Annotated in this window: 19 protein-coding genes; 13 read left to right on the top strand and 6 right to left on the bottom strand. The window is 73.9% G+C overall.

Annotation, left to right across the window (positions count from 1 at the left end; translation table 11 throughout):
• Positions 1-41 precede the first annotated feature (41 nt).
• Entirely contained in the window at positions 42-917 is an 876-nt protein-coding gene (locus AMK26_RS10815) for a rhomboid-like protein (protein WP_198944028.1), read from the top strand.
• A 169-nt stretch (positions 918-1086) separates the two neighbouring features.
• A complete protein-coding gene (locus AMK26_RS10820; protein ID WP_073754295.1) occupies positions 1087-1644 on the top strand; it encodes a hypothetical protein in 558 nt (185 codons plus the stop codon).
• A gap of 54 nt (positions 1645-1698) precedes the next feature.
• Here the strand turns inward: AMK26_RS10820 and AMK26_RS10825 are convergent, their stop codons facing one another.
• Positions 1699-2499, bottom strand: coding sequence for a nucleotidyltransferase domain-containing protein (locus tag AMK26_RS10825; RefSeq protein WP_073754296.1), 801 nt, complete (start codon positions 2497-2499; stop codon positions 1699-1701).
• Between the two features lie 126 nt (positions 2500-2625).
• Here AMK26_RS10825 and lon point away from each other — a divergent pair, with 126 nt between their 5' ends.
• The gene (gene lon, locus AMK26_RS10830) at positions 2626-5043 is read left to right on the top strand and encodes an endopeptidase La (RefSeq protein ID WP_073754297.1); all 2418 of its coding nucleotides are present in this window, start codon (positions 2626-2628) and stop codon (positions 5041-5043) included.
• Positions 5044-5539: 496 nt separating this feature from the next.
• Here the strand turns inward: lon and AMK26_RS10835 are convergent, their stop codons facing one another.
• Positions 5540-6349: a trypsin-like serine peptidase gene (locus AMK26_RS10835; protein WP_073754298.1), complete on the bottom strand. Its 810-nt coding sequence runs from the start codon at positions 6347-6349 to the stop codon at positions 5540-5542.
• 31 nt (positions 6350-6380) lie between these two features.
• Positions 6381-7364, bottom strand: coding sequence for a helix-turn-helix domain-containing protein (locus AMK26_RS10840; RefSeq protein ID WP_073754299.1), 984 nt, complete (start codon positions 7362-7364; stop codon positions 6381-6383).
• Between the two features lie 149 nt (positions 7365-7513).
• On the opposite strand from AMK26_RS10840, the gene AMK26_RS10845 reads away from it, so the two are divergent.
• The 4 genes from AMK26_RS10845 (at position 7514) to AMK26_RS36930 (ending at position 11721) form a co-directional block, all read left to right on the top strand.
• Positions 7514-10297: a M4 family metallopeptidase gene (locus AMK26_RS10845; RefSeq protein WP_073754300.1), complete on the top strand. Its 2784-nt coding sequence runs from the start codon at positions 7514-7516 to the stop codon at positions 10295-10297.
• A 95-nt stretch (positions 10298-10392) separates the two neighbouring features.
• Positions 10393-10812, top strand: a complete 420-nt coding sequence (locus AMK26_RS10850; protein ID WP_073754301.1) for a RidA family protein — start codon at positions 10393-10395, stop codon at positions 10810-10812.
• A gap of 204 nt (positions 10813-11016) precedes the next feature.
• Complete coding sequence (locus AMK26_RS10855) at positions 11017-11448, top strand: MarR family winged helix-turn-helix transcriptional regulator (RefSeq protein ID WP_198944029.1); 432 nt, start codon at positions 11017-11019, stop codon at positions 11446-11448.
• A 69-nt stretch (positions 11449-11517) separates the two neighbouring features.
• The gene (locus AMK26_RS36930) at positions 11518-11721 is read left to right on the top strand and encodes a hypothetical protein (protein WP_073754303.1); all 204 of its coding nucleotides are present in this window, start codon (positions 11518-11520) and stop codon (positions 11719-11721) included.
• 25 nt (positions 11722-11746) lie between these two features.
• Here the strand turns inward: AMK26_RS36930 and AMK26_RS10865 are convergent, their stop codons facing one another.
• On the bottom strand, positions 11747-12526 hold the full coding sequence (locus AMK26_RS10865) for a hypothetical protein (protein WP_073754304.1): 780 nt from the start codon (positions 12524-12526) through the stop codon (positions 11747-11749).
• 369 nt (positions 12527-12895) lie between these two features.
• On the opposite strand from AMK26_RS10865, the gene AMK26_RS10870 reads away from it, so the two are divergent.
• Genes AMK26_RS10870 through AMK26_RS10895 form a run of 6 tightly spaced genes read left to right on the top strand, consistent with a single transcriptional unit; the run spans position 12896 to position 19206 of the window.
• Entirely contained in the window at positions 12896-16042 is a 3147-nt protein-coding gene (locus AMK26_RS10870) for a nitrate- and nitrite sensing domain-containing protein (RefSeq protein ID WP_073754305.1), read from the top strand.
• On the top strand, positions 16039-16548 hold the full coding sequence (locus AMK26_RS10875) for a roadblock/LC7 domain-containing protein (protein WP_073754306.1): 510 nt from the start codon (positions 16039-16041) through the stop codon (positions 16546-16548). The genes AMK26_RS10870 and AMK26_RS10875 overlap by 4 nt, the downstream gene beginning before the upstream one ends.
• Complete coding sequence (locus AMK26_RS10880) at positions 16545-16955, top strand: DUF742 domain-containing protein (RefSeq protein WP_073754307.1); 411 nt, start codon at positions 16545-16547, stop codon at positions 16953-16955. Before AMK26_RS10875 ends, AMK26_RS10880 begins: the two co-directional genes overlap by 4 nt.
• Positions 16936-17559: a GTP-binding protein gene (locus AMK26_RS10885; RefSeq protein ID WP_073754308.1), complete on the top strand. Its 624-nt coding sequence runs from the start codon at positions 16936-16938 to the stop codon at positions 17557-17559. Before AMK26_RS10880 ends, AMK26_RS10885 begins: the two co-directional genes overlap by 20 nt.
• A 16-nt stretch (positions 17560-17575) precedes the next feature.
• On the top strand, positions 17576-18832 hold the full coding sequence (locus AMK26_RS10890; protein WP_073754309.1) for a styrene monooxygenase/indole monooxygenase family protein: 1257 nt from the start codon (positions 17576-17578) through the stop codon (positions 18830-18832).
• Positions 18833-18843: 11 nt separating this feature from the next.
• The gene (locus AMK26_RS10895; RefSeq protein WP_073754310.1) at positions 18844-19206 is read left to right on the top strand and encodes a hypothetical protein; all 363 of its coding nucleotides are present in this window, start codon (positions 18844-18846) and stop codon (positions 19204-19206) included.
• Positions 19207-19227: 21 nt separating this feature from the next.
• On the opposite strand, the gene AMK26_RS10900 is transcribed toward AMK26_RS10895, so the two are convergent.
• Both AMK26_RS10900 and AMK26_RS10905 read right to left on the bottom strand, forming a co-directional pair.
• Positions 19228-20343, bottom strand: coding sequence for a C40 family peptidase (locus AMK26_RS10900; RefSeq protein WP_073754311.1), 1116 nt, complete (start codon positions 20341-20343; stop codon positions 19228-19230).
• Between the two features lie 98 nt (positions 20344-20441).
• Positions 20442-22934, bottom strand: coding sequence for an outer membrane protein assembly factor BamB family protein (locus tag AMK26_RS10905; protein WP_073754773.1), 2493 nt, complete (start codon positions 22932-22934; stop codon positions 20442-20444).
• Between the last annotated feature and the right edge of the window lie 66 nt (positions 22935-23000).

The raw sequence follows: 23000 nt of genomic DNA on the forward strand, positions 1-23000 counted from the left end.
TCGGCTGGGGCAAGGTTGAGCCGGGGGAGTGTGCTGGGGGTTTGTCGAACAAGAGGAAGGGCGGCCTCGCGGTGCCTCAGCTCCGGACGCGTGGGACGAGTGACGGCGTCGGGCTGCTGAAGGCCATCCCGGCGCAGCGCACGGCCGCCGGTCGGGCCACGGCCGCCGGTCCGGTCACGGCCGCCGAGGGCCGGGCGGTCGGCGAGCCGGTCGCCGGAGCCCATGAGGTCACCGGAGCCGATGAGGTCACCGCGCCCGCCGCCACCGCCACGGTCTCCGTGACGACCCGTACCGCTGCCAGGTGGCGGCGGGCGGCGCGGCTGCTGCCCACGCCCACCGGGACACCGTTCACCTTCGGGTACACCCTCGTCCTGGTCGCCACCTCGCTCTTCGCCGAGTACGGCGACCCCGACACCGTCGCGCGACTGCTGCGCGCCTCCAGTACCGACGTCGCCCATCTGACGCGTACGCCGCTGCTCGTCCTGGTCGCCAGCGCGCTGTGGGTGGCGGGCGGACTGTTCTCGCCGTACGCCATCGGGTTCGTGTTCGTCCTGACGGCGCTGGAGCGCCGCATCGGGGCGTGGCGGGCGGCCGCCGTGTTCCTGGTGGGTCATGTGGTGGCGACGCTCGCCACGGAGATCCCCGTCGGGCTGGCCGTGCTGGCCGGTCACCTGCCGGACTCGTCCCTGCACCGGCTCGACTACGGCATCAGTTTCGGGCTGATGGCGTCCGTCGGCGCCCTGGCCGGGCTGCTCACCCCGGTGGCGCGCGGCATCGTGCTGGCGTGGGTGTCGGCGATGCTGCTCCATGACCTGGTGGCCTTCGAGGACCCGCTCACCGACTGGGGCCACCCGCTGGCGCTGCTGGTCGGTGTCGGCTGCCGGCCGTTGCTGGGCCTGACGGCTCGGCGCGCCTGACGGCTCGGCGCGCCTGGCCCGTACGGTCCCGGCCCCGGAAGAACCGGTGCGTACACCCTCTTGCCCCGCGAAAGTATGACAAATGGTGCATGCCTGGTCACGCGCTGCTTCACTGACGCCGGGTGGCCGGTCGCGGCGCCCTCTTCGCCCCAAGGAGAGAGAACAGAGCATGAAGATCACGAGCAGCACCCTGAAGCGACTGGCCATCCCGGCCGTGGTCGCGGGCCTGGCACTGCCGCTGATGGTCGCCTCACCCGCGTCCGCGCAGCCGGCGGCCTCCACGGTGGTCCGGAGCTTCGGACACGTCTCGGTCGGCGCACGCGACGGAGGGGACGCCGGCGAGGTGCGGAACCGCGTCCGCTTCTTCGCGGTCGGTTCCTATCTGCATGTCGAGGACCTCGACGGCATCACGCCGGGACCAGGGTGCGTCCGGTGGAACAACGACCCCACCGAAGCCAGGTGCGGCACCCTCAGCGGTGTCTCCCGGCTCAGTGCCACACTCCGTGACGGCAACGACACCGCGACCGTGCAGGTGGCGCGGAACGCCACGATCGACGCCGGATCCGGCAGTGACACCGTGTCGACCAACTCCGGCAGCGACACGATCAACGTCAGGGACGGTGGCGGCGGCGACGAGGTCGTGACCTGTGGTGGCGGGTCGGACACGGTCTTCACGGACCCGGGCGACGACACCGCCACGAACTGCGAGTTCGTGAACGAGGACTGAGCCCGCCGCTCTCCGGCTCGTCGCCCCCGCCCGGAGCGACGAGCCGGAGCTGTTTCACGGCCGGGGCGCCTTCACGCCGTGCACCGCCCGGTACTCGGCCGCCAGCCACGGGCCCATGTCGTCGATGAGCGTGCCCAGCACGGCCGGATCCGCGTCCGCCGCCCCGCCGCGCCCCACCGCCACGGCCGTCCGCATCTGCGCCGCCCGCCGCGGGTAGTAGCCGCCGAACACCTCCGCCATCTCCTTCAGGTCGCTCGTCCAGTCGCCCCAGTGCGGCATGACCAGAGTGAAGCCGGTACGTACGAGATGACGGCCCACCCACCGGCCGAGCCGCCCGCGCTCCGCGGCCGTCGTGGCGGCGGCCGCCCGCTGCCGCCAGCGCGGCAGCAGCAGCGCCAGGTCTCCGTTGGTCTCGCGGGCGAGCAGCGAGGTGGGCCGATAGCGGGGCAGTCGCCCGGCGAGGTCCTCGCCCAGCAGGGGGGTGCACAGGCAGGCGACGAAGAACCCGAGGTCGTGCCGTTCCAGCTCGCTCAGTACCGCGCGTACGCCGGCCAGCAGGACCGCGGCGCCGTCGATCTGCGGGAAGCGGCGGTCCAGCTCCGCCCCCAGGTCCGCGACCGCGTCCCGGTCGGCGTCCGTCGGCTCCTCGCGCAGCACCACCAGCAGGTCCAGGTCCGAGACGCCGGGCGTGGCGGTGCCGCGCGGAATGCTGCCGTACAGGTAGGCGCTGTGCAGACGCGTGGGGCCGAAGACCTTCCCGATCCGTACGCGGGCGGCGCCGACCACCGGGGCGAAGGCTTCCGGTACGCGGTCGAGCGCGCCCTCGCGTGCCAGCGTCCCGTCCTCGTTCAGCATGCGCCCCACTCTGCCCGCTCCACGCTGCGAGAGGTTGATCGCTCAGAGCGAACACGCGTGGGGAACACCGCAGCAGTCATAAGCATTGAGTGTGTACAGCTCAACTTGACTGCCGAAGGGGAGATCATGGCTTCGACGTCCACACCGCTCACCCTGCCCGTGCTGCCGCTCGACGACGAGGTCGTGCTGCCCGGGATGGTGGTGCCGCTGGACCTGTCCGACTCCGAGGTACGAGCCGCGGTGGAGGCCGCCCAGGCCGCCGCGCGGTCCTCGGGGACGCAGGGCAAGCCCAAGGTCCTGCTGGTGCCGCGCATCGACGGGACGTACGCGGGGATCGGCGTCCTCGGCACCGTGGAGCAGGTCGGGCGGCTCTCCGACGGCGACCCCGGCGCGCTCATCCGCGGCCGTGGCCGCGTGAAGATCGGCGCCGGTACGACCGGCCCGGGTGCCGCCCTGTGGGTCGAGGGCACCGCCGTCGAGGAGTCGGTGCCCGACCCGCTGCCGGGGCAGATCACCGATCTTGTGAAGGAGTACAAGGCGCTCGCCACCAGCTGGCTCAAGAAGCGCGGCGCCTGGCAGGTCGTGGACCGGGTCCAGCAGATCGACGGCGTCTCCGCGCTCGCCGACAACTCCGGCTACTCGCCCTTCCTGACCGTCGCCCAGAAGGTCGAGCTGCTGGAGACCGAGGACCCGGTGGCCCGCCTGAAGCTCGCCACCGAGCAGCTGCGCGACCACCTCGCCGAGCAGGACGTCGCCGAGTCCATCGCCAAGGACGTCCAGGAAGGCGTCGACAAGCAGCAGCGGGAGTTCCTGCTGCGCCGCCAGCTCGAAGCCGTACGCAAGGAGCTGCGCGAGCTCAACGGCGAGAAGGAGGGCGAGGAGTCCGACGACTACCGGGCCCGCGTCGAGGCCGCCGACCTCCCCGAGAAGGTGCGCGAGGCCGCTCTCAAGGAGGTCGACAAGCTGGAGCGGTCCAGCGACCAGAACCCGGAGACCGCCTGGATCCGCACCTGGCTCGACACGGTCCTGGAGATGCCGTGGAACGAGCGCACCGAGGACAGCTACGACATCAAGGGCGCCAAGGAGGTCCTCGACGCCGAACACGCCGGCCTGGAGGACGTGAAGGAGCGCATCACCGAGTACCTCGCGGTACGCAAGCGGCGCGCCGACCGCGGTCTGGGCGTCGTCGGCGGGCGGCGCGGCGGTGCGGTGCTGGCGCTGGTCGGCCCGCCCGGCGTCGGCAAGACGTCGCTGGGCGAGTCGGTGGCGCACGCGATGGGCCGGAAGTTCGTGCGGGTCGCCCTCGGCGGCGTACGCGACGAGGCGGAGATCCGGGGCCACCGGCGTACGTACGTGGGCGCCCTGCCCGGCCGGATCGTGCGGGCGATCAAGGAGGCCGGGTCGATGAACCCGGTGGTCCTGCTCGACGAGATCGACAAGGTCGGCTCCGACTTCCGGGGCGACCCGGCGGCGGCGCTGCTGGAGGTCCTCGACCCGGCGCAGAACCACACCTTCCGCGACCACTACCTGGAGGTCGAACTCGACCTGTCCGACGTGGTCTTCCTCGCCACCGCCAACGTCCTGGAGGCCATCCCCGAGGCGCTCGCCGACCGGATGGAGATCGTCAGGCTCGACGGCTACACCGAGGACGAGAAGGTCGTCATCGCCCGGGACCACCTGGTGCCGCGCCAGCTGGAGCGGGCGGGCCTGGAGAGCGGCGAGGTGACGCTGGACGAGTCGGCGCTGCGCAAGCTCGCGGGCGAGTACACCCGCGAGGCGGGCGTACGGAACCTGGAGCGGTCGATCGCCCGGCTGCTGCGCAAGGTCGCCGCGAAGCACGAACTGGGCGAGCGGGAACTGCCCGTCACCATCGGCGAGGGCGACCTGCGCGGGCTCATCGGGCGGCCGCACCACGTGCCCGAGTCCGCCCAGGACCCGGCCGAGCGCCGCACCGCCGTGCCCGGCGTCGCCACCGGACTCGCGGTCACCGGCGCGGGCGGTGACGTGCTGTTCGTGGAGGCGTCGCTGGCCGACCCGGAGACCGGCGCGGCGGGTCTGACGCTGACCGGCCAGCTCGGGGACGTGATGAAGGAGTCCGCGCAGATCGCCCTGAGCTTCCTGCGCTCCCACGGCGCCGAACTGGAGCTGCCCGTCACCGGGCTGAAGGACCGGGGCGTGCACATCCACTTCCCGGCCGGCGCGGTGCCCAAGGACGGCCCGAGCGCGGGCATCACGATGACGACCGCCCTCGCCTCCCTGCTGAGCGGCCGCCTGGTCCGTACGGACGTGGCGATGACCGGCGAGGTCTCCCTGACCGGGCGGGTGCTGCCGATCGGCGGCGTCAAGCAGAAGCTGCTGGCCGCGCACCGGGCGGGCATCACCACGGTCGTGATCCCCAAGCGGAACGAGGCCGACCTGGACGACGTCCCGGCCGAGATCCTCGACAAGCTGGACGTCCACCCGGTCACGGACGTCCGCCAGGTCCTGGAGCTGGCCCTCTCACCCGCGACGACGACCCCGGCGTCCGCCCCCGTCGCGGCCTGACCCCGCCCCGGACGCCCCGCCCCCGGCCACGTGCGGGCGCGGGTCCCGGGCCGGGCGTCCGCCCCGGGCCGGGACCGACGCCCGGCCCGGCTTCCCGGCGGGTCAGCGACCGGCTCTGGCCGGGGCGCTCGTTCCGCAAGCCGGGTGCCCGCCTCGGGGCCGGTCTTTCGCCGGAGTCGGCGACCGGCTTTGGCCGGGCACCCGCCCCGGTCGGCGACCGGGGCGGCGGCTTGGGGCGTCCCATCCGGATTCGGTCCCGCGCGGGGCGCCCGGGCGCGTCGGGGGCGGCCGCAGGCCGGGCTTCCGTGGTTCGCCTGCCGCGTGGGGCCCGCCGCCGGGGGCCCGTCCCGGTGAGTCCCGTCGCGCCCACGCGCGTGGCGGGGCTCCGCGACGCCCGGCGCGGTGGGCGCGCGGGCGAGGGCCCATCGCCCGGGGCCCGTGCCGTGCGGCGTGGGCCCAGTGCCCGGGGCCCGTGCCGTGCGGCGCGCGGGGTGGGTCACGTACCGGAGGCCTCGACCGCCCGGTCGTACAGTGCGCGCGTCCGCGCGTCGAAGAGCACCGCCGTCGATTCCGTGTCCGTGTCCCCGCCGCTCAGTACGCCGATCAGGCGGCCGTCCGCGAGCCATGGGCTGCCGCTCGTGCCGTCGAAGAAGCCGTCGCACTCCATCACCATCGAGCCGGCCAGGTCCGGGTCCCGCCGGGTGTCCGTGGTGCAGGAGATGGGGCCGTCGGCCGGGTTGTGGTCCTTGTTGGGGTAGCCGACGACCGTCACGCGGCGCTGCGGACCGGACGCCCACTCCGGCGGCGCCGCGCCCACCACCTGCTGCACCTGGCGGCCCCGGCTGTCCGGGGCCAGCGTCAGGAAGGCGTAGTCATGCGCGTCCGCGTCGTCGCCGGCGGCCTTCCACGCGTCGGCCACCTGCACCGTACGCACCTTCCACGTGCCGTACGGGGCCGGGTTGCCGGCGCTGCCCCGGTACGCCGGGGCGAACGAGAAGTCGGAGCTCGCCGCGCCGTCCGCGTACACACAGTGCGCGGCGGTCGCGACGACGTTGCCCTTCGGGCTGTCCACCACGCTCGCCGTGCACCAGTGGCCGTCCTCGTCGAGCAGCACCCCGACCGACGGCAGCCCGGTCGAGGGCGCCGCGGACCGCTGCGGCGCCGGCGGCTTGCCCGCCGGGCCCTCGGCGTCCGGGCGCGGGGCGGAATGGGACGGCCCCCCGCACGCGGTGGCGGTGGTCAGGACGGCGACGATCCAGGCGACGACCCAGGCGACGGTCCACGGCAACGGCCTCTTGCAGCGCATGGGCCCCATCCTTGCCCATGGTCACGCCCGCTCAGTCATCCAGCCATCCGCGCGACGACGCCCGCGCCCCCGCCTGGAACCGCGTCCGGGCGCCCAGCGACTCCAGCAGCCGGCTGATCCGCCGCCGCGCCGTGTGCACATGGACGCCCAGGCGGCGGGCGATCGCCTCGTCCTTGAGCCCCGCCGCGAGCAGCCCCAGCAACTCCCGCTGCGGCCCGGGCAGCGCGCCCGTCCCGTCGTCCTCCGCGCCCAGCGGCGTGGCCCGCTCCCACACGGTCTCGAACAGCGGCACCAGCGCCCCGCACAGCAGCCCGTCGCCGACCACCAGCGCGGACGCCCTCGGACCGGCCGCGTCGGTCGGCGGCAGCAGCGTGACCCGCCGGTCCACGGCGAGCAGCTTCGCCGGGACGTCCCCGGCGACCCGTACCCGCAGCCCCCGCCCCGCCAGGCAGGACAGCGCCCGCGTCCGCGCCGGATCCGTCAGCCCGGCCCGGTCCAGCACGGCCCGTACCTCCACGCCCCGGGCCAGCAGCGCGCCGACGTCCGGCGAGGTGAACGGCGGCCGGTCGAGGATCACCACCTCCCGCTCGGCGGCGGCCAGCAGCCGGTCCACGCGTTCGGCGATCGCCCGCCGCCCCGTCACCACCTCCACGCCCCCGCCGCTCGTACCCGGCTCGCCGTCGTCCCCCACCAGCCGGTCGGCCGCCATCCGTAACCGCGCCAGCTCCGCCGACTTCAGGTGCAGTTCGGCCTGGCGGCGGTGGATGAGCGTACGGATCGCGGCGGCGGGCGCGGCCGGGTGCGGCAGCGCGTCACCCTCGTCGGACGACGGATCGGGCGGCCGGGCGAAACCGTGCTCGACGAGCCGGTCCAGCGCCGCGTCCAGCCGCTCGCGCGGCAGGTCCAGCAGCCGCGCCAGATCGTCCGCCCCGTCCGCCTGTTCCCTCAGCAGCGCCTCGTAGGCGCGCTCCTCGGTCCTGCCCAGGCCGAGAGTGGTCAGTTCTCCCTGGATCATGCGTCGGATTCTCACTCCGCCTTCACAGGCCACACAAGTGTGCGTGTCCACTTCTCAACCCCCTTGATCCGTTGTCCCTTTGACCCCTCACCGCTTGCATGGCCATGACCACCTGAACGGCTGACCAGCACGTGGGAGGGGTACGGACTGTGCGCAAACCCAGCAGGCCCGGCATACGGGCGGGGGCCCGGGGAGCGGCGCTGCTCGCCGCCGCCGGGCTCCTGATCACCGCGGTTCCGGCGTCGGCGGCGACCCCGCCGGCCACCGAACCGCCCGCCGACGTCATCCCGGGGGCGCGCACCGCGACCCCCGCGCTCGTCGACGGCATCCGGGAGGCGGCGGACGCGAAGGCGAGCCCGGCGGACGCGGCGCGGGGGCACCTGGCCGCCAAGGAGAGCCGTTACAAGATCGCCGAACCGGGGCGTGATCTCGCCCCCGTACAGACGCTGAAGCGCGGCGCGGAGGAGACCGTACGGCTCCAGCAGAAGCACCAGGGCGTGCCCGTGCTCGGCGGGCAGTACGTGGTGCGGATGGAGAACAAGGGCGGTGAACGGGTCGTCACCGGCACGTCCGGCAAGTACTTCACGGACCTCACGACCGGGGTGACCCCGGCCGTGGCCAAGGACGTGGCGGTACGCCGCGCGGTCACCGCGACGCAGAGGCGGCTCGGCGGCCACCGGCTCTCCAAGGACGACGCGAAGAAGACCGCGCCCCTGCACGGCACCGCCGGGGGCCTCGTCGTCATCCCGCGCGGCGAGGGCCTGCTGACGTACCACGTGACCGTACGCGGGACGCATCCGGCGACCGGCGGGCCGGTGCTCCAGCATGTGTACGTGGACGCGCGGGCCGGGTTCCCGGTGCTGCAGTTCAGCGGTATCAAGACGCTCACGCCGCCGAAGGCCGCGACGGGGACGGCCGTGAAGAAGGCGGACGCCCCGGCCGACCCGGGCACCGGGACCGTCGGCAGTGGCACGCTGCTCAACGGCGCCAAGGTGGACCTCAACGTCAGCAAGGCCGCGGACGGCCGGTACGTGCTGGCCGACCGGGCCCGGATGGCGGACGGCAGCAAGGCCGCGCTCACCACGTGGGACGCGCGTGACAAGGACGTCTACGACGTGCTGGGCGGCTGGCCGGCCGACCTCAGGGAGTTCGGCTCGGCCGGCGCGGAGTTCGGCAAGGACGCCACCGACGCGGGCGCGGTGGACGCGCACTGGGCGGCCGGGCAGGTCTACGACTACTACAAGAAGCACCACGCCAGGGACGGCCTCGACGGACGCGGCTCGGCGGTCAACTCACTCGTGGGCGTGACCCAGTTCGGCCTGCCGTACGTCAACGCCTTCTGGGACGGCACCAAGATGGTGTACGGCTCCGGCGACCGCGAGTACAAGCCGCTCTCCGCCGACCTCGACGTGGTCGGGCACGAGATGACCCACGGCGTCGTGGAGAACACCGCCAACCTGGTCTACGCGGGCCAGTCCGGCGCCCTCAACGAGGCCGTCGCCGACTACTTCGGCAACGCCATCGACGTCACGCAGTCCGGCACGGCGATGGACCACCCGGACTCGGGCCTCATCGGCGAGGACCTGTGCCGCAAGGCCACGCCCCGCGCCTGCGCGCTGCGCGACCTCAACGACGGCGCCACCACGTCCAAGGACTTCCTCGGTGCCACGTTCGGCACCGACAACGGCGGCGTGCACCTCAACTCGACCGTCTTCTCCGGCGCGCTGTGGGACATGCGCCATGACCTGGGAGCCGAGCAGGCCGACCGGATCGTGTACAAGGCGCTGACCGAGTACATGACCCCGCTGGACGGCTTCACCGACGGCCGCAACGCGGTCCTCGCCGCCGCCAAGGACCTGGGCGTCACCGGGCAAGCGCTGAACGCCGCCAAGCGTTCCTTCAACGCCCACGGCATCGTCGCGGGCTGGGAGGAGGCGCTGGGCGTCGACTCCGACGAGCTGCTGGGCAAGCTGAACACCACCGGCACCGGTGTGCAGGCGGGCGGCGGCTGGTGGACGGTCTCCCAGTCCAACGACGACGGCACCGAGCCGTACTCCGTCTACGCCGGCCGTGCGGACGGCACGGGCGCCCCGAAGCTCATCAGCCCCAACGACGGCCGCTACCACGTCCACCCGGCCACGGACGGAAAGACCGTCGTCTGGGCGGCGTACGGTGCGACGAGCGTGGACGTCCTGTCCCGGCCGATCGCGGGCGGGCCCATCAAGAAGCTGTACGCGTCCACGACGTCGGACGTCTCCGGGCTGCGGGTCGAGAACGGGGTGACGGTCTTCGAGACGCTCGGCCTGTTCACCCGCCACGTCGTCCACCTGCGGCCGGGCGACGTCACGCCCACGTACGTGGACGGTGGCGACGACGACGTCCTGACCGGGCTCCCGTCCCTCGCCCACGGCAGGATCGCGTACGCCAAGCTGTACCCGGAGGACGGTGAGTACCGGCTCGGCGTGGAGCTCCTCGATCCGAGGACCGGCAAGAAGACCCTGACCGAGCGGCTGGACGAGCCGCAGACCCTGGGGCAGACCGGCCTCAACGGCCGCCACGTCTTCTGGCTCACCGACGAGAACATCGCCGACGGCGGCCGGATGGGCATCCGCCGCGCGAACCTCGACGGCACCGGCGCGTACGACATCAGTGCCGAGGGCAAGCCGGGCGCGCTGATCGCGGCCGACCTGACGGTCTCGGAGTCGGCGGTCACGGTCAACGCGTCCCTGCCGGACACGTCGTACCGCAACGAGACCCTGCCGAAGAACTGGCAGCTGACCACCGACGGCACCCGCAAGGACCGCGTCTCCTGCAACCGCGGCGAGCAGCTCTCCCCGGCGGCGCTCGAAGGCACCCGGGTGGTCTGGATCGACGGCACGACGGGCTGGACGAACCTCGTCACCCGTACCCGCCCGGCCGGCCGCTGCGGCTGAGGCCTCCCCTGCCGACCCCCCGGCGCCCGTCCGCGCCGGGGGGTTCGGGCGTAATCGCGGTGCGACACCGCCGGCCGTTCGGCAGACTCCCCGCCATGACCGAGACAACGCGGCGGATCACCCGGATCAACCCCGAGCGGCTGCACCCGACGCCCGGGTACCACCACATCACGGTGGTGGAAGCCGGCCGAACGGCACATCTGGCGGGGCAGTGCCCGCTGGACGAGGCCGGGACGCTGGTGGGGGAGGGCGATGTCGGCGCGCAGATCGACCAGGTCGCGGCCAACGCGCTGGAGGCGCTGAAGGCCGTGGGCGCCCGCCCGGAGGACGTCGTGCGGTCCGTCATCTACGTACGCAGCGCGGACCAGGCCGTCCTCGCGGGCGCGTGGGAGCGGCTCACCCGGTCGGTGCTCGGGGGCGCGTTCACCAGCGCCAGTACGTTGCTGGGGGTGGCCCAGCTCGGCTTCACCGGGCAGCTCGTCGAGGTGGACCTCACCGTCGCGCTGCCCGGATGAGGCCCACCGGCGGCTGTTGACGCCATGTCGCCACGCACGCAGAAGCGGCCCCCGGAAGAGGGGTTCGGTGCCGCCGTTGGTCTATGCCTGCGAAATACTGGTCGAGCTGCGGCAATGGCCGCCGCCGAAAACCACTTTCACAGCCGAAGAAAGCGCGCGAGGGGTGCTGACGTGCAGCAAAGCCGTACGGGGAATGACGCCGAAGTGGACGAGGAATTCCTTGCCCTGGAGCGTGAATTGGCTGTCTTCCTGCGCCGCGCCCGCGCCTCGTCCGGCGAAATGGCCCGCGAGGTCCACCCCGACCTCGAACCGGCCGCCTACGGCCTGCTCGTCCGCCTGGAGGAGGCCGGCACCCAGCGCGCCACCGAACTCGCCGCGTACTTCGGCGTCGGCAAGGCCACCATGAGCCGCCAGCTGCGCGCCCTGGAGGACCTCGGGCTCGTCGCCCGCGACCCCGACCCCGCCGACGGCCGCGCCTCCCTCGTACGCCTCACCGACGAGGGCCGCGGCCGCTTCCGCCGCGTACGCGACGCCCGCCGCGCCCGTTACGTACGCAAGCTCGCCGGCTGGGACCGGGCCGAGGTCGCCGAACTGGCCCGGCTGCTGCACCAGCTCAACACCCCGGCGGAGAGCTGACCACCTTTCGGGGAGTCGACACCCGGCCCATGGTGGCCGGAAGAGCGCCCGCCGCCCCGTCATCGACCGATGATCAGGAACGTTCTCGGCGCGGCCCTCGCGGGCGCCGTGCTCATCGCGCCCGGCACCGCCACCGCCGCCCACGCCCGCACCCCCGCCCATGAGACCGACTGGCAGCGCGTCGGCGACGGCATCACCTCCGGCATCAGCGGCCGGGGAGCCTGCGGTGGACCTGGAGGCGCGGTCACCGCGACGGACGTCTGCCGCCCCTGACGCGGTGAGGGAGGCGACGCCCGGGTCACTGGACCTCGACGTACACCACCGTCGCGTCGTCGTGCCGCTTCCAGCGGTACGCGTACGAGGGCGACGCCTCCAGCTCCCGCACCCGGGCGATCAGCCCGCGCGGGCCCTCCTTGGCCACCACCGCGAAGCAGTCCGCCCAGTCGCCCATCCCGAACACCTCCGTCCAGCGCGTCGCCCCGTCCGACATCGCGACCAGGGCCCGCACCTCGGACGCCGGGGCGCTGCCCGTGACCGCGCGGGCCGCCACCGACGGGTCGGCCGCCGCCGTGAAGAAACCGCCCTCCTTGTTCCGCACGGTCGCGTCCGTGATCGCGTGGGAGGCCAGCGAGCCGGGCGGCAGCCGGTCGAGCCGGTCGTCCACCACCGCACGGACCGCCCCCTCCGGCGACCGCAGCAGCAGCACCGAGTCGGCCAGCACGAGGTACTCGACGCGCTCCGCGCCCCAGCGCGCCAGGACCACCGTCGCCTGGGGCGTACGCGCGTGAGAAAGGTCACACGTGTCGCGGTGGGCGTCGGCCGTGCGCCGAATTGCCTCCGACAGGATCCCGGTCAACGTCAGGTCCGGGCGTGAACCGGACAGTTCGGTCAGCGCGCCCCCGAGTCTCGCGGTGAACCAGGGCACCGAATGCTCACAACCGTCGTCGTCGAGCGGGGGTGTGACCCCGTCCAGCAGTACGAGCGTGCCGCCCTGGCCGGACGCGGGAACCGCCACGGAAGCCCAGTCCTCATTGGGGCGTTCCGGCGCGCCCGGGACGGAGGAGATCTCGGTGTGCATGGGGCCCAGTCTGCATGACTTCTTCACAGGGCCCACGGACGGCGGGACTTGGCCTGTACCGGCAGGTCAGAAAGCGCGTAACGGCGGAATCCGGTCCTCCGGCAAGATGCGGGCGGGCATCCTGCCAAAGCCCGAGCGGATCTTTCAACCCGTCGCCCCGCGTGTCGCCGGGGCATGTGCCCGGGAGAGTTGTTCGCCAACTCAGGAGTGTTGTTCACTCGTTCGGGTGGCGGAGTGGCCGACGTGTGCCTCCCTCAACAAAAGCGCTGGAATGGTCGAGGCCGTACCAGGGGTCGGGGGGCTGTTCGCCTGCGTGAGCGGTCGTCACCTCTGCTTCATGGGCGGACGAGTTCAAGAATGTGAGCACCGGTGCAGAAGCGCAGTGAGACTCCCGGCGATCCCCAGACACCGGGCGGCCGCGGCGTACGCGTACGCAGCCGGCTCGTCGCCGGCGTCGCGCTGGTCGGGATCACCGTCATAGGAGCCGGAGCCCCGGCCGTCCTCACCGCCTCCGGCGACCTCACCGACTCCCAGCGGCTGGTGACCCTCGCCGAACTCAACCGGCAGGCGGTCACCCTCGCGCACTCCCTCGCGGACGAGCGTGACGAGGTCACCGCGTACATCGCCGCGGGACGGGGCACCAAGGAGGGCGAGCCCTCGGACGGGGGCGACCAGGGCGGCGCCAACGGCGACCAGCGCGGCGAGCCCTCGGACAAGGGCGCCGCCCCAGGCATCGACGCCGCCCACCGCGCCCGCGTCGACCGGCAGATCGACGAGATCCACGCCGAGGCGCCCGCCGACCTCCGCCGCGAGCTCGCGGGACTGCCCGCCGTCCGGCGCACCGCCCTCACCGGCAAGGGCACCGCCATGGAGGCCTACCGGGCGTACACCGACGTCATCGACAAGCTCCAGGCCCTCTCCGCCGAACTCGCCGACAAGACCCCCGCCCGCGCCGCCGACGCGGGCGCCGGTACCCGCGCCCTCGCCGAACTCGGCCGCGCCGTCGACCAGGCCTCCGCCACCCGCGGCCTGCTCCTCGGCGCGCTCGCCGTCCCCGGCAAGAAGAACACCGGCCTCGTCTACGACCCCGTCACCGGCCAGTACGTCGAGCCCGAGGACCCCGCCGGGGATGAGGCCGACCGTACGCGCGGCGCCCTCAGCGCCGCCGCGCAAGCGGCCCGCGTCCGCGAACAGGCCGCCCTCGCCGACTTCGACCAGGCCGCCCCGCCCGCCGCCCGCGACTCCCTCGCCGCCACGGTCACCGGCCCCGAGGTCAAGAGCGCCGAGGCGTACCTCGCGCGCCTCACCGACCGGCCCGAACTGTCCGACGGCGACCGCAGGACCGACCAGGAGAAGCTCCGGGCCACCCTCACCGCCCGTATCGAGCAGATGCGGGGCGTCGAGTCCTCCCTCGCCACCGGCGAAGTGCGGCGCATGGAGCAGCTGCGCGACGACGACGTCACCGCGCTCGAACTGCGCATCGCGCTCCTCGGCGGCTGCCTGCTCATCGCGATCGGCGTCTCGACCGCCGTCGCCCGCACCCTCACCCAGCCGCTCGCCGTGCTGCGTATCGGTGCCGCCCGGCTCGCTGCCGCGCCCGAGACGGAGGAGCCGGTCCGCTACACCGGCCGCAACGACGAGTTCGCCCAGGTCGTACGGTCCCTCAACACCCTGCACGGCAAGCTCCTCGACCTCGGTGCCCGCGCCGAGCGGCTCGACGCCGAGCGCACCGACGCCGTCGCCGCCCGCGAGGCCCTGACCGCCGAGCTGGCGGGCGTCCGCGCCGAAATCGGTGAACGGACCGCCGAGCTCACCACCGAGCTCGAAGCGCTGCGCGGCAGCGTCCACCACACCTTCGTCAACCTCTCCCTCCGTACGCTCGGGCTCGTCGAACGGCAGCTCGCCGTCATCGAGAAGCTGGAGGAGCGCGAGCAGGACCCGGAGCGGCTCGCCACGCTCTTCAAGCTCGACCACATGGCCACGGTCATGCGGCGGCACAGCGAGAACCTGCTCGTCCTCGCCGGACACGAGCACAACCACGCCCACCAGGGCCCGGTCCCGCTGGTCGACGTGCTGCGCGCCGCCGTCAGCGAGATCGAGCGGTACGAGCGGGTCACCATCCAGTCGCTGCCGCCGCACGCGTACGTGGCCGGGTTCGCCGCCGACGACCTCTCGCACCTGCTGGCCGAGCTGCTGGAGAACGCCACGTCCTTCTCGCCGCCGGACGCGAAAGTCCAGCTCTCCGGCTGGCTGCTGGAGAGCGGCGAGGTGATGCTCTCCGTCGAGGACGAGGGCATAGGGATGACGGAGGGCAGGCTCGCCGAGCTGAACGCCCGCCTGGCCGGCCCGGAGACGGAGTCCCAGTCCGACGCCGACCGGGACGGCGAGGGCCTCGGCATCCGGGTGACCGCGCTGCTCGCGGCGCGGCACGGGGTACGGGTCCAGCTGCGCGAGCACAAGCAGGGCGGCGTGACGGCCGTCGTCGTCCTCCCCTCCGCCCTGCTCCCCGAAGCCCCGCCGGCCGCCCTGCCCCCGTCGGTCACCGTCGCGGGCACGGCCCCCACGCTGAACCTCCCCGGCTCGGTCGCCGAGGCCAACTCCAACACCCTCCCCGGCTCCCGCACGCCCCGCGACCCCCTGGTCGCCGCCGCCGAAGCCACCCTCCGCGCCAAGGGCACCTCCACGGAGGGCGCCCCGGCCCCGGCCGCGCCCACGCAGGACGCCTCCGAGCACGGGGCCGCCGAGACCGGCACCCTTGCCGAGGACGTCCCCGCGCCGACCACCGCCGCCGAGCACGGGGCCGCCGAGACCGGGACCGAGACCGGCACCCCTGCCGGGCACACCCTCGCGGGCGACGTCCCGGCGCAGGACGCCCCTGCCGGGGCCGACCCCGCGCCGGGCGCCCCGGCGCGGGACGCCCACGCCGAGCACGCGCCCACGCCGGACGCCCACGCCGGTGACGCGCCCGCGCAGGCCACGCCCGAGCCGGACGCCCACGCCGGGCACCCCGCGCCCGAGACCACGCTTCAGGTCCGCGCCCCGCGAGAGCCGGAGCCGGGAGCCGAGCCCGACCCGGCGCCCGGTCCGGAGGACGAGCCCGACCCGGCGCACCGGCCGGGAGCCGAGCCCGCGTCCCGGCCCGCGCCCGGGGCGGAGACGGCGGCCGGGCAGGGGGGCGCGCCCGACCTCGACCGCGCCGCCGAGGCGCATGAACGGGCCGACGCGCAGGAGGCGCGGGACGGGGACGCGCCGCGTGCCCGCGAGCCCAAGTGGGAGCGGGTGACCGACAAGGGGCTGCCCAAGCGGACGCCCAAGGTGGTGGAACACTCCGCGCCGCCCGCCGGGCGCAAGGGCGGGGTCGACGCCGAGGCGCTGCGGCGCCGGCTCGGCGGGTTCCACCAGGGCGCCAAGGAGGGCCGCCGCGACGCCGAGGCCGAGATCGCGGAGAGCACCCAGCAGGTGGAAGCGGTACGTACCGAAGAGACGGGGGACACAGTCGAGGAGGCACGCAGTTGACTGCGACGACCGGCAGTACGACCGGCACCGCACCGTTCGGACTGAGCAGCGAGGCCAAGAACCTGCACTGGCTGCTCGGCAACCTCGTCGAGGAGGTGCCAGGAGTCCGCTCCGTAGCCGTCGTCTCGTCCGACGGGCTGATGCTGCTCTCCTCCGACCCGGCCGACCGGAAGGGCAAGGCCCCGGCGGCCGCGGCCCGGTCCGACGGTCCCCGCGGCTCCAGCGCCGACCTCGCCACCATCGTCTCGGGCATCGGCAGCCTCACCATCGGCGCCGCCAAGCTCATGGACGGCGGCAACGTCAAGCAGACGATGGTCGCCATGGAGGAGGGCAGCGTCTTCGTGACGTCGATCAGCGACGGCTCGCTGCTCGGCGTGCACGCCACGCCCGACTGCGACATGAGCGTCGTCGGGTACCACATGGCGCTCTTCGTGGGCCGCGCCGGACACGTACTCACGCCCGAACTCCGCAGCGAGCTGCGCAAGTCGATGGAGAGTGCCGAATGACCTCCGCATCCGCCGCCGGCCGGCTGCCGGTCCGGGGCGGCGGACGGCGGCCCGCCCGCGTCCGCCCCTACTCGCTCACCGGCGGCCGCACCCGCTTCGGGCACGTCCTGCTCGTCGAGACGTTCGTCGCCGCGCTCGAAGCGCCCGAGGAGCGCAAGGAGCTGACCAACGGCAGCCTCGCGTCCCGCGTCATGCCCGAGATGCGGGCCATCGTCGAGATCTGCCGCCGTATGCGTACGGTGGCGGAGATCTCCGCGCTGCTGAAGATGCCGCTGGGAGTCGTCCGGGTGCTGCTCAGCGACCTGGCGGACCAGGGAAGGATCCGCGTGTACGGGACCGGTCACGGCACCGGCCAGCCCGACCGCGCACTGCTCGAAAGGGTGCTGAGTGGCCTCCGCCGTCTCTGAGATACCGGTGGACGAACCCCAGGAAGAGGTCCGGTCCTGGCAGCTCGACCACACCCGCGCCCCCATCGCGACGAAGGTCGTGGTCGCGGGCGGCTTCGGCGTCGGCAAGACGACCTTCGTCGGGTCCGTCTCCGAGATCACGCCGCTGCAGACCGAAGCGCTGATGACGCAGGCGAGCGAGGAGACCGACGACCTCACCGCGACGCCCGACAAGCTCACCACCACCGTCGCCATGGACTTCGGGCGCATCACGCTCGACGACGACCTCGTCCTGTACCTCTTCGGTACGCCCGGACAGCAGCGGTTCTGGTTCATGTGGGACGACCTGGTGCGCGGCGCGATCGGCGCCATCGTCATGGCCGACACGCGGCGGCTGACCGACTGCTTCCCGGCGCTCGACTACTTCGAGAGCTGCGGCCTGCCGTACGTCGTGGCGGTCAACCACTTCGAGGGCACCGAGCTGTTCGAGCCCGAGGACGTCCGCGAGGCGCTCACGGTGCCCAAGGACGTACCGATCGTGATCATGGACGCCCGGAAGCGGATCACGGTGGTCGAGTCGCTGCTGGCGCTGGTCGCCCGCGCCCTCGAAACCACCCCTGAGTAAGGAAAAGAGACCTTCGATGCGGAAGATACTCATCGTCGGAGCCGGGCAGTCCGGACTCCAGCTCGCCCTCGGCCTCCAGTCGCAGGGGTACGAGGTCACCCTGATGTCCAACCGCACGGCGGACGAGATCCGGTCCGGCCGGGTCATGTCCACGCAGTGCATGTTCCACACGGCGCTCCAGCACGAGCGGGACCTCGGCATCAACTTCTGGGAGTCCCAGGCCCCGAAGATCGAGGGCCTCGGCGTCTCCGTCGCCGGGCCGGAGTCGCAGAGGTTGATCGACTGGCTGGGCACGCTGGACGGGTACGCCCAGTCCGTCGACCAGCGGGTGAAGATGGCCGGCTGGATGGAGACCTTCGCGCAGCGCGGCGGCCAGCTCGTCATCCACGGCGCGGCGGTCTCCGACCTGGACTACTTCTCCCGTACGTACGACCTGGTGCTCGTCTCGGCGGGCAAGGGCGAGCTGGTGTCGATGTTCGGCAGGGACGCGTCCCGCTCCCCGTACAGCGAGCCGCAGCGCGCGCTGGCCGTCGCGTACGTGCACGGGCTCGGCCCGCGCCCCGAGCACCCGGACGTCGAGGCGGTCCGCTGCAACCTGGTGCCGGGCGTCGGCGAGATGTTCATCATGCCGACCCTCACCACCACCGGCCGCGCCGACATCCTCTTCTGGGAAGGCATCCCGGGCGGCCCGCTCGACGTCTTCCAGGGCGTCAAGGACCCCTCCGAGCACCTGGCGCTGACGCTGGAGCTGATGGAGAAGTTCCTGCCCTGGGAGTACGCGCGGGCCACCAAGGTGGAGCTGACCGACGCCAACGGCACCCTGTCCGGCCGGTACGCCCCGACCGTACGCAACCCCATCGGCCGCCTCCCCGGCGGTGGCCTGGTCCTCGGCGTCGCGGACGTCGTCGTCGCCAACGACCCGATCACAGGCCAGGGCTCCAACTCGGCGTCCAAGTGCGCGGCGTCGTACCTCGCGTCGATCACCGAGCACGGCGACAAGCCGTTCGACGAGGCCTGGATGCGGCAGACCTTCGACCGCTACTGGGACACCGCCCAGCACGTCACCAAGTGGACCAACGCCATGCTCGGCGTCCCCCCGGAGCACGTCCTGAACCTCATCGGCGCCGCCGGCCAGCTCCCCCCGGTCGCCAACCGATTCGCGAACGGCTTCAACGACCCGGCCGACTTCGAGAGCTTCTTCTACGACCCGGACAAGACGGCCGCGTACCTCGCCTCGGTCACCGACGCGTCCCCCGTCCCGGCCGGTGAATAGAATCGGCTCTCATGTCGAACGCTGATGAACTCCTCACTGACATCGCCACCAAGGTCGAGTCCGAGCAGAGCACCCAGATGTCGCTGACCGTGGTCATCGGCGGCGCTGTCATCACCGGGCGGTTGGCCCCCGAAGCCGTGTGGCGGCAGCGGGTGTCGGAGGTCCTGCGGGATTCGGACCGCCTCGGCCCCTTCTCCGGTGTCTTCGCCGCCGACCGGCCGGGCCCCGACAAGCCGCCCACGCATCTGCACTTCCACGTCGCCCGGATCCTGCAGGGCAACATCGGGATCCCCGAGACGGGCGGGATGTACCGGGTGGCCATCGAGGACGTCAGCGGCTGGACCGTCGGCGACTTCAGCTACTCCGACCACTGAGCCGCCCCTTCCCGGGCCCGGCTAGCCCTCGTCGTACCCCTCGTCGGAGCCGCCCGCCGCGCCCGTGGGCAGCTCCGGCGGGGTGTAGGAGCGGAGGGAGCGGGCCGCGGGGTCGGGGCGGACGGCGCCGAGGAGGGGGTTGGCGGCGATGGGGGAGACCTTGACCTGGGCGCCGGGGCGGGGGGCGTGGATGACCAGGCCGTCGCCGAGGTAGATCGCCACGTGGGTGGCCTTGGGGAAGTAGACCACCAGGTCACCGGGGCGGAGGGCGCGTAGCGGCACCTTGGGCAGGGTGCGCCACTGTTCCTGGCTGGTGCGGGGGATGGGGCGGCCCGCCGTGGCCCAGGCCCGGGAGGTGAGGCCCGAGCAGTCGAAGGACCGCGGGCCTTCGGCGCCCCACACATACGGCTTGCCGATCTGTTCGGCGGCGTACGCGAGGGCCTGGCCGCCCGGTTCGGAGGGGGTGCGGGTGCCGTCGGGCTCCAGCTCGCCGGTGGCGAGGAGTTCGCGCTGGGCGTCCGCCGTCTCGGTCTCCTCCAGGGAGGTCAGTTGCTCGACCTCCTCGTCGGAGAGTGTGGCGAGGGTTTCCTCGACCTCCTTCAGGCGTGCCGTGACCTCGTCGCGCGCCTTCTTCTGTTTCTCGGCCAGCGTCTGTTCGCGGTCCAGCGCCTTGCGCGACGCCGTCGCCAGCCGGTCCGCCCGCTTCTCCCCCTTCTCCAGCCGGGCGACGATCGCCGCCCGCTCACGGGCCGCGCGCCGCAGCAGGTGGTGCTGGTCCAGGGCGTGGTCGGGGTCGCGGGCGAGCAGCAGGCGCAGGGAGGAGGAGAAGTCGGTACGGCCCTGGTACTGGGCGCGGGCCAGCCGGCCGGCCTCCGCCCGGGCGCGGGCGAGGGAATCGCGGGTCCGGGTCAGGTCGCCGGTGAGCTTCTTCGTCTCGGCGGTGAGCGCCTTCAGCTCTTCCTCGGTGGCGTTGTACGTCTCGGTCGCCTCCTCCGCCTGCTGGTACAGCGTGCGGAGCTGGGTGAGCATCTCCGGCACGGTGGATTCCGGCGGTTCGGGCGCGGCGGCGGCGGGGGCGGCCGGCAGCGCGGCCAGCAGTGCGGCCACGCACACCGACCGCTGCAGCTTTCCTGACATGTCATCACCTCCGCCCCCATCATGGGGCGGTGGATGATACGACTAACGCATAAAATGCGTGTGTGGTCGGATCGGCCCAATACGGTCACCCGTCCCGGTCACTCCACCGGCACCGCGTAGAACATCCGGCCCCGGCGGACCACCACCCCCGCGGCGCCCGCCGCCAGCACGCGGTACGCCGCCGACGTGTCCTTGCCGCCCGGCTCCTGGACCCCGGCGTCCTGGAACTTCCACAGCCGCCGCCCGTCGCCCGCCCCGAACGCGGTGACCTGCGCGCCGTCCGCCACGAGCAGGGTGCGGCCGCTCGTGCTGACGGTCACGCCCGGCACGTCGCCGCCCGCCGCCGCCTCCGTACCGCGCCGCCAGCGCGCCGTGCCGGTCGCCGGATCCACCGCGTACACCGTCCGGGAACGGTCCGCGACGTACAGCGTGCCGCCCCGCACCTCGGCCCGCCCGAAGACGCCGCCGCCCGGCAGCTGCCACAGCGGCCTGCGGGTACGGGTGTCGAAGGCGTGCAGCCCGTCCCCGACCGCCGCGTACAGCCGCCCCGACTCGTCCCCCGACACCGTGCTGCCCGGCCGCGCCGCGCCGAACGGCCGGAACCACTGGCGCGTGCCGGTCGCCCGGTCGTGGGAGTAGAAGACCGCGAGCCCCTTGGCGGCCTTGACCTGCGCCGCCGTCAGCGACCGCGGATCCTGGCGCACGACGAGGGCGTCCGGCCGCAGCGCCAGCACCTCGTAGGCGGGGGCGTACGGGGCGCGGCCGTTGGGCACCTGGATCCGCCACAGCTCCTTGGACCGGGCGACGTCGTACGCGAAGAGGTACGTACGGGCCGCGAGGGTGCCGGTGAACCAGACGACGTCGCCCGAGTGCCCGGCGACCGCCGCCAGGCGGACCCCGTCCGGGTACGTCACCCGGCCCTCGACCGTGCCGTCCTCCGGCGCCAGCAGCCGGAACCCGTCGGCGCCGACGACGACCAGCCGGTCGTTCCCGACGGTCAGGGCGCGGTGTACGGAGGCGGCGTCGGCGCGCTGCCAGAGGCGCCGGCCGGTGGCGAGGTCCACGGCCGTGGTGTGGGCGTCGGAGGTGAGGACCAGGGTCCGGCCCCGCCAGACGGCGGCGTTCAGCGTGCCGCGCGCGGTGGCGGGGTGCTCGTACGCCCAGCGCGGCTGGGGCGGTACCCCCGCGACCGCAGGGCGGGGCCGGGCGGCGGGCCTGGCGTCGGTACGCGGCCCCTCGCCGCCGTCACCGGACGTGAACGCCAGCACGCCCCCGCCCCCGAGAACGGCACCGGCCGCCCCGGCGGCCAGCCCGGTCAGCAGGCCGCGCCGGGACAGCCTGGGGCCGGCTGCCGCCGGCGCGGCCGCCGGAACCGGCACCGGCAGCGCGGGCACCGGGGCCTGCGCCTGCACCGGCGGGGCGGGCGGGAGGAGGACGGGCTCGGCGGCCCGCGGCGCGCGTGCCGCCACGAGTTCGGTGGTGGCAGGCTCCTGCCGCGCACGGACCCGCCCGACACGCATGGTCCGCCCGTCGGCGTCGGCCCCGGTGGTGTCCTGCCCGCCGCCGTCCCGCCGGTCCGGCTCGTGCGCGTCGACGGCGTGCCGCTGGTCCGGCTCGTGCCCGTCCGCGCCGTGCGCGTCCGGGTCCTCGCGGCCGGGGCCGCCCGAGTCGGCGTCCGGCGGTGCCGTGTCGCGCCCGACGGCCACCCCCTCTTCCGCGTCCTTCAGCGCCGCCACCCGTGCCGCCTGGTCGTCGAGCGCCTCGACCAGGCGGTCGGGCAGCCAGCCGTCCCGGGCCAGGGCCGACGCGCCTTCGAGGGCCAGGGCCGCGGCGGCCTCTCCGGCGCCGGGGCGGTCCTCCGGGGACTTGGCGAGGCACCGGGCGATCAGCGGGCGCAGGGTTTCCGGGACCGCGCCGAGCTCCGGTTCGGCGTCCGCGATGGCCGCCGCGTCCGCGAGCGGAGGGGTGCCGGTGGCGGCGTACGCCAGCAGCAGGCCGAGCACGAAGACGTCCGACGGCGGGCCGGGCTCGTGGCCGGCGACCTGCTCGGGGGTGAGGTAGCCGAGCCGTACCGACAGCCGGCCGCCCGCACCGGCCCGGGCCGACTCCGCCGCGCCCAGCGCGCCGAACGCGGTCAGCCGGGGCCCGTCGGCCGCCAGCAGCACCGTCCCGGGGGCCAGCCCGTGCAGCACGGCGCCGGTCGCGTGGACCCGCGACAGCGTCTCGGCGAGCCCCGCGCCCAGCACCCGTACCGCCCGTTCCGGCAACGGCCCGGCACCGGCGACCGCTTCGCCGAGGGTGAGCGCGGGTACGTAGGGTGACGCCGTCCACAGCTCGGGTCCCTCGACGGCCGCCTCCAGCAGCCGCGGCACCCAGCCGCCGGCCAGCCGCTCGGCCGTCCGCGCCTCGGCCGCGAACCGGCGCCGGAACGCGGGCAGTTCCGCGAGCGCGGCCGACGCCACGGTGACCACGGCCGTCGTACCCTCACCGTCCCGCGCGAGATACCGCACCGCGCTCGCCGACTCCCCGAAGCGGGCGAGCACGGTGTACGGGCCGCGGCGGCGGGGATCACCGTCCCGCAGCGGCTCGATCGGCTGGAACGGCGACGACGATTCCATGCGGAAGCTCCCCCTTTGGCGGCACGGCGGCCCGAATGC

This window comes from Streptomyces sp. CB03234 (assembly GCF_001905885.1).
Taxonomy (GTDB): domain Bacteria; phylum Actinomycetota; class Actinomycetes; order Streptomycetales; family Streptomycetaceae; genus Streptomyces.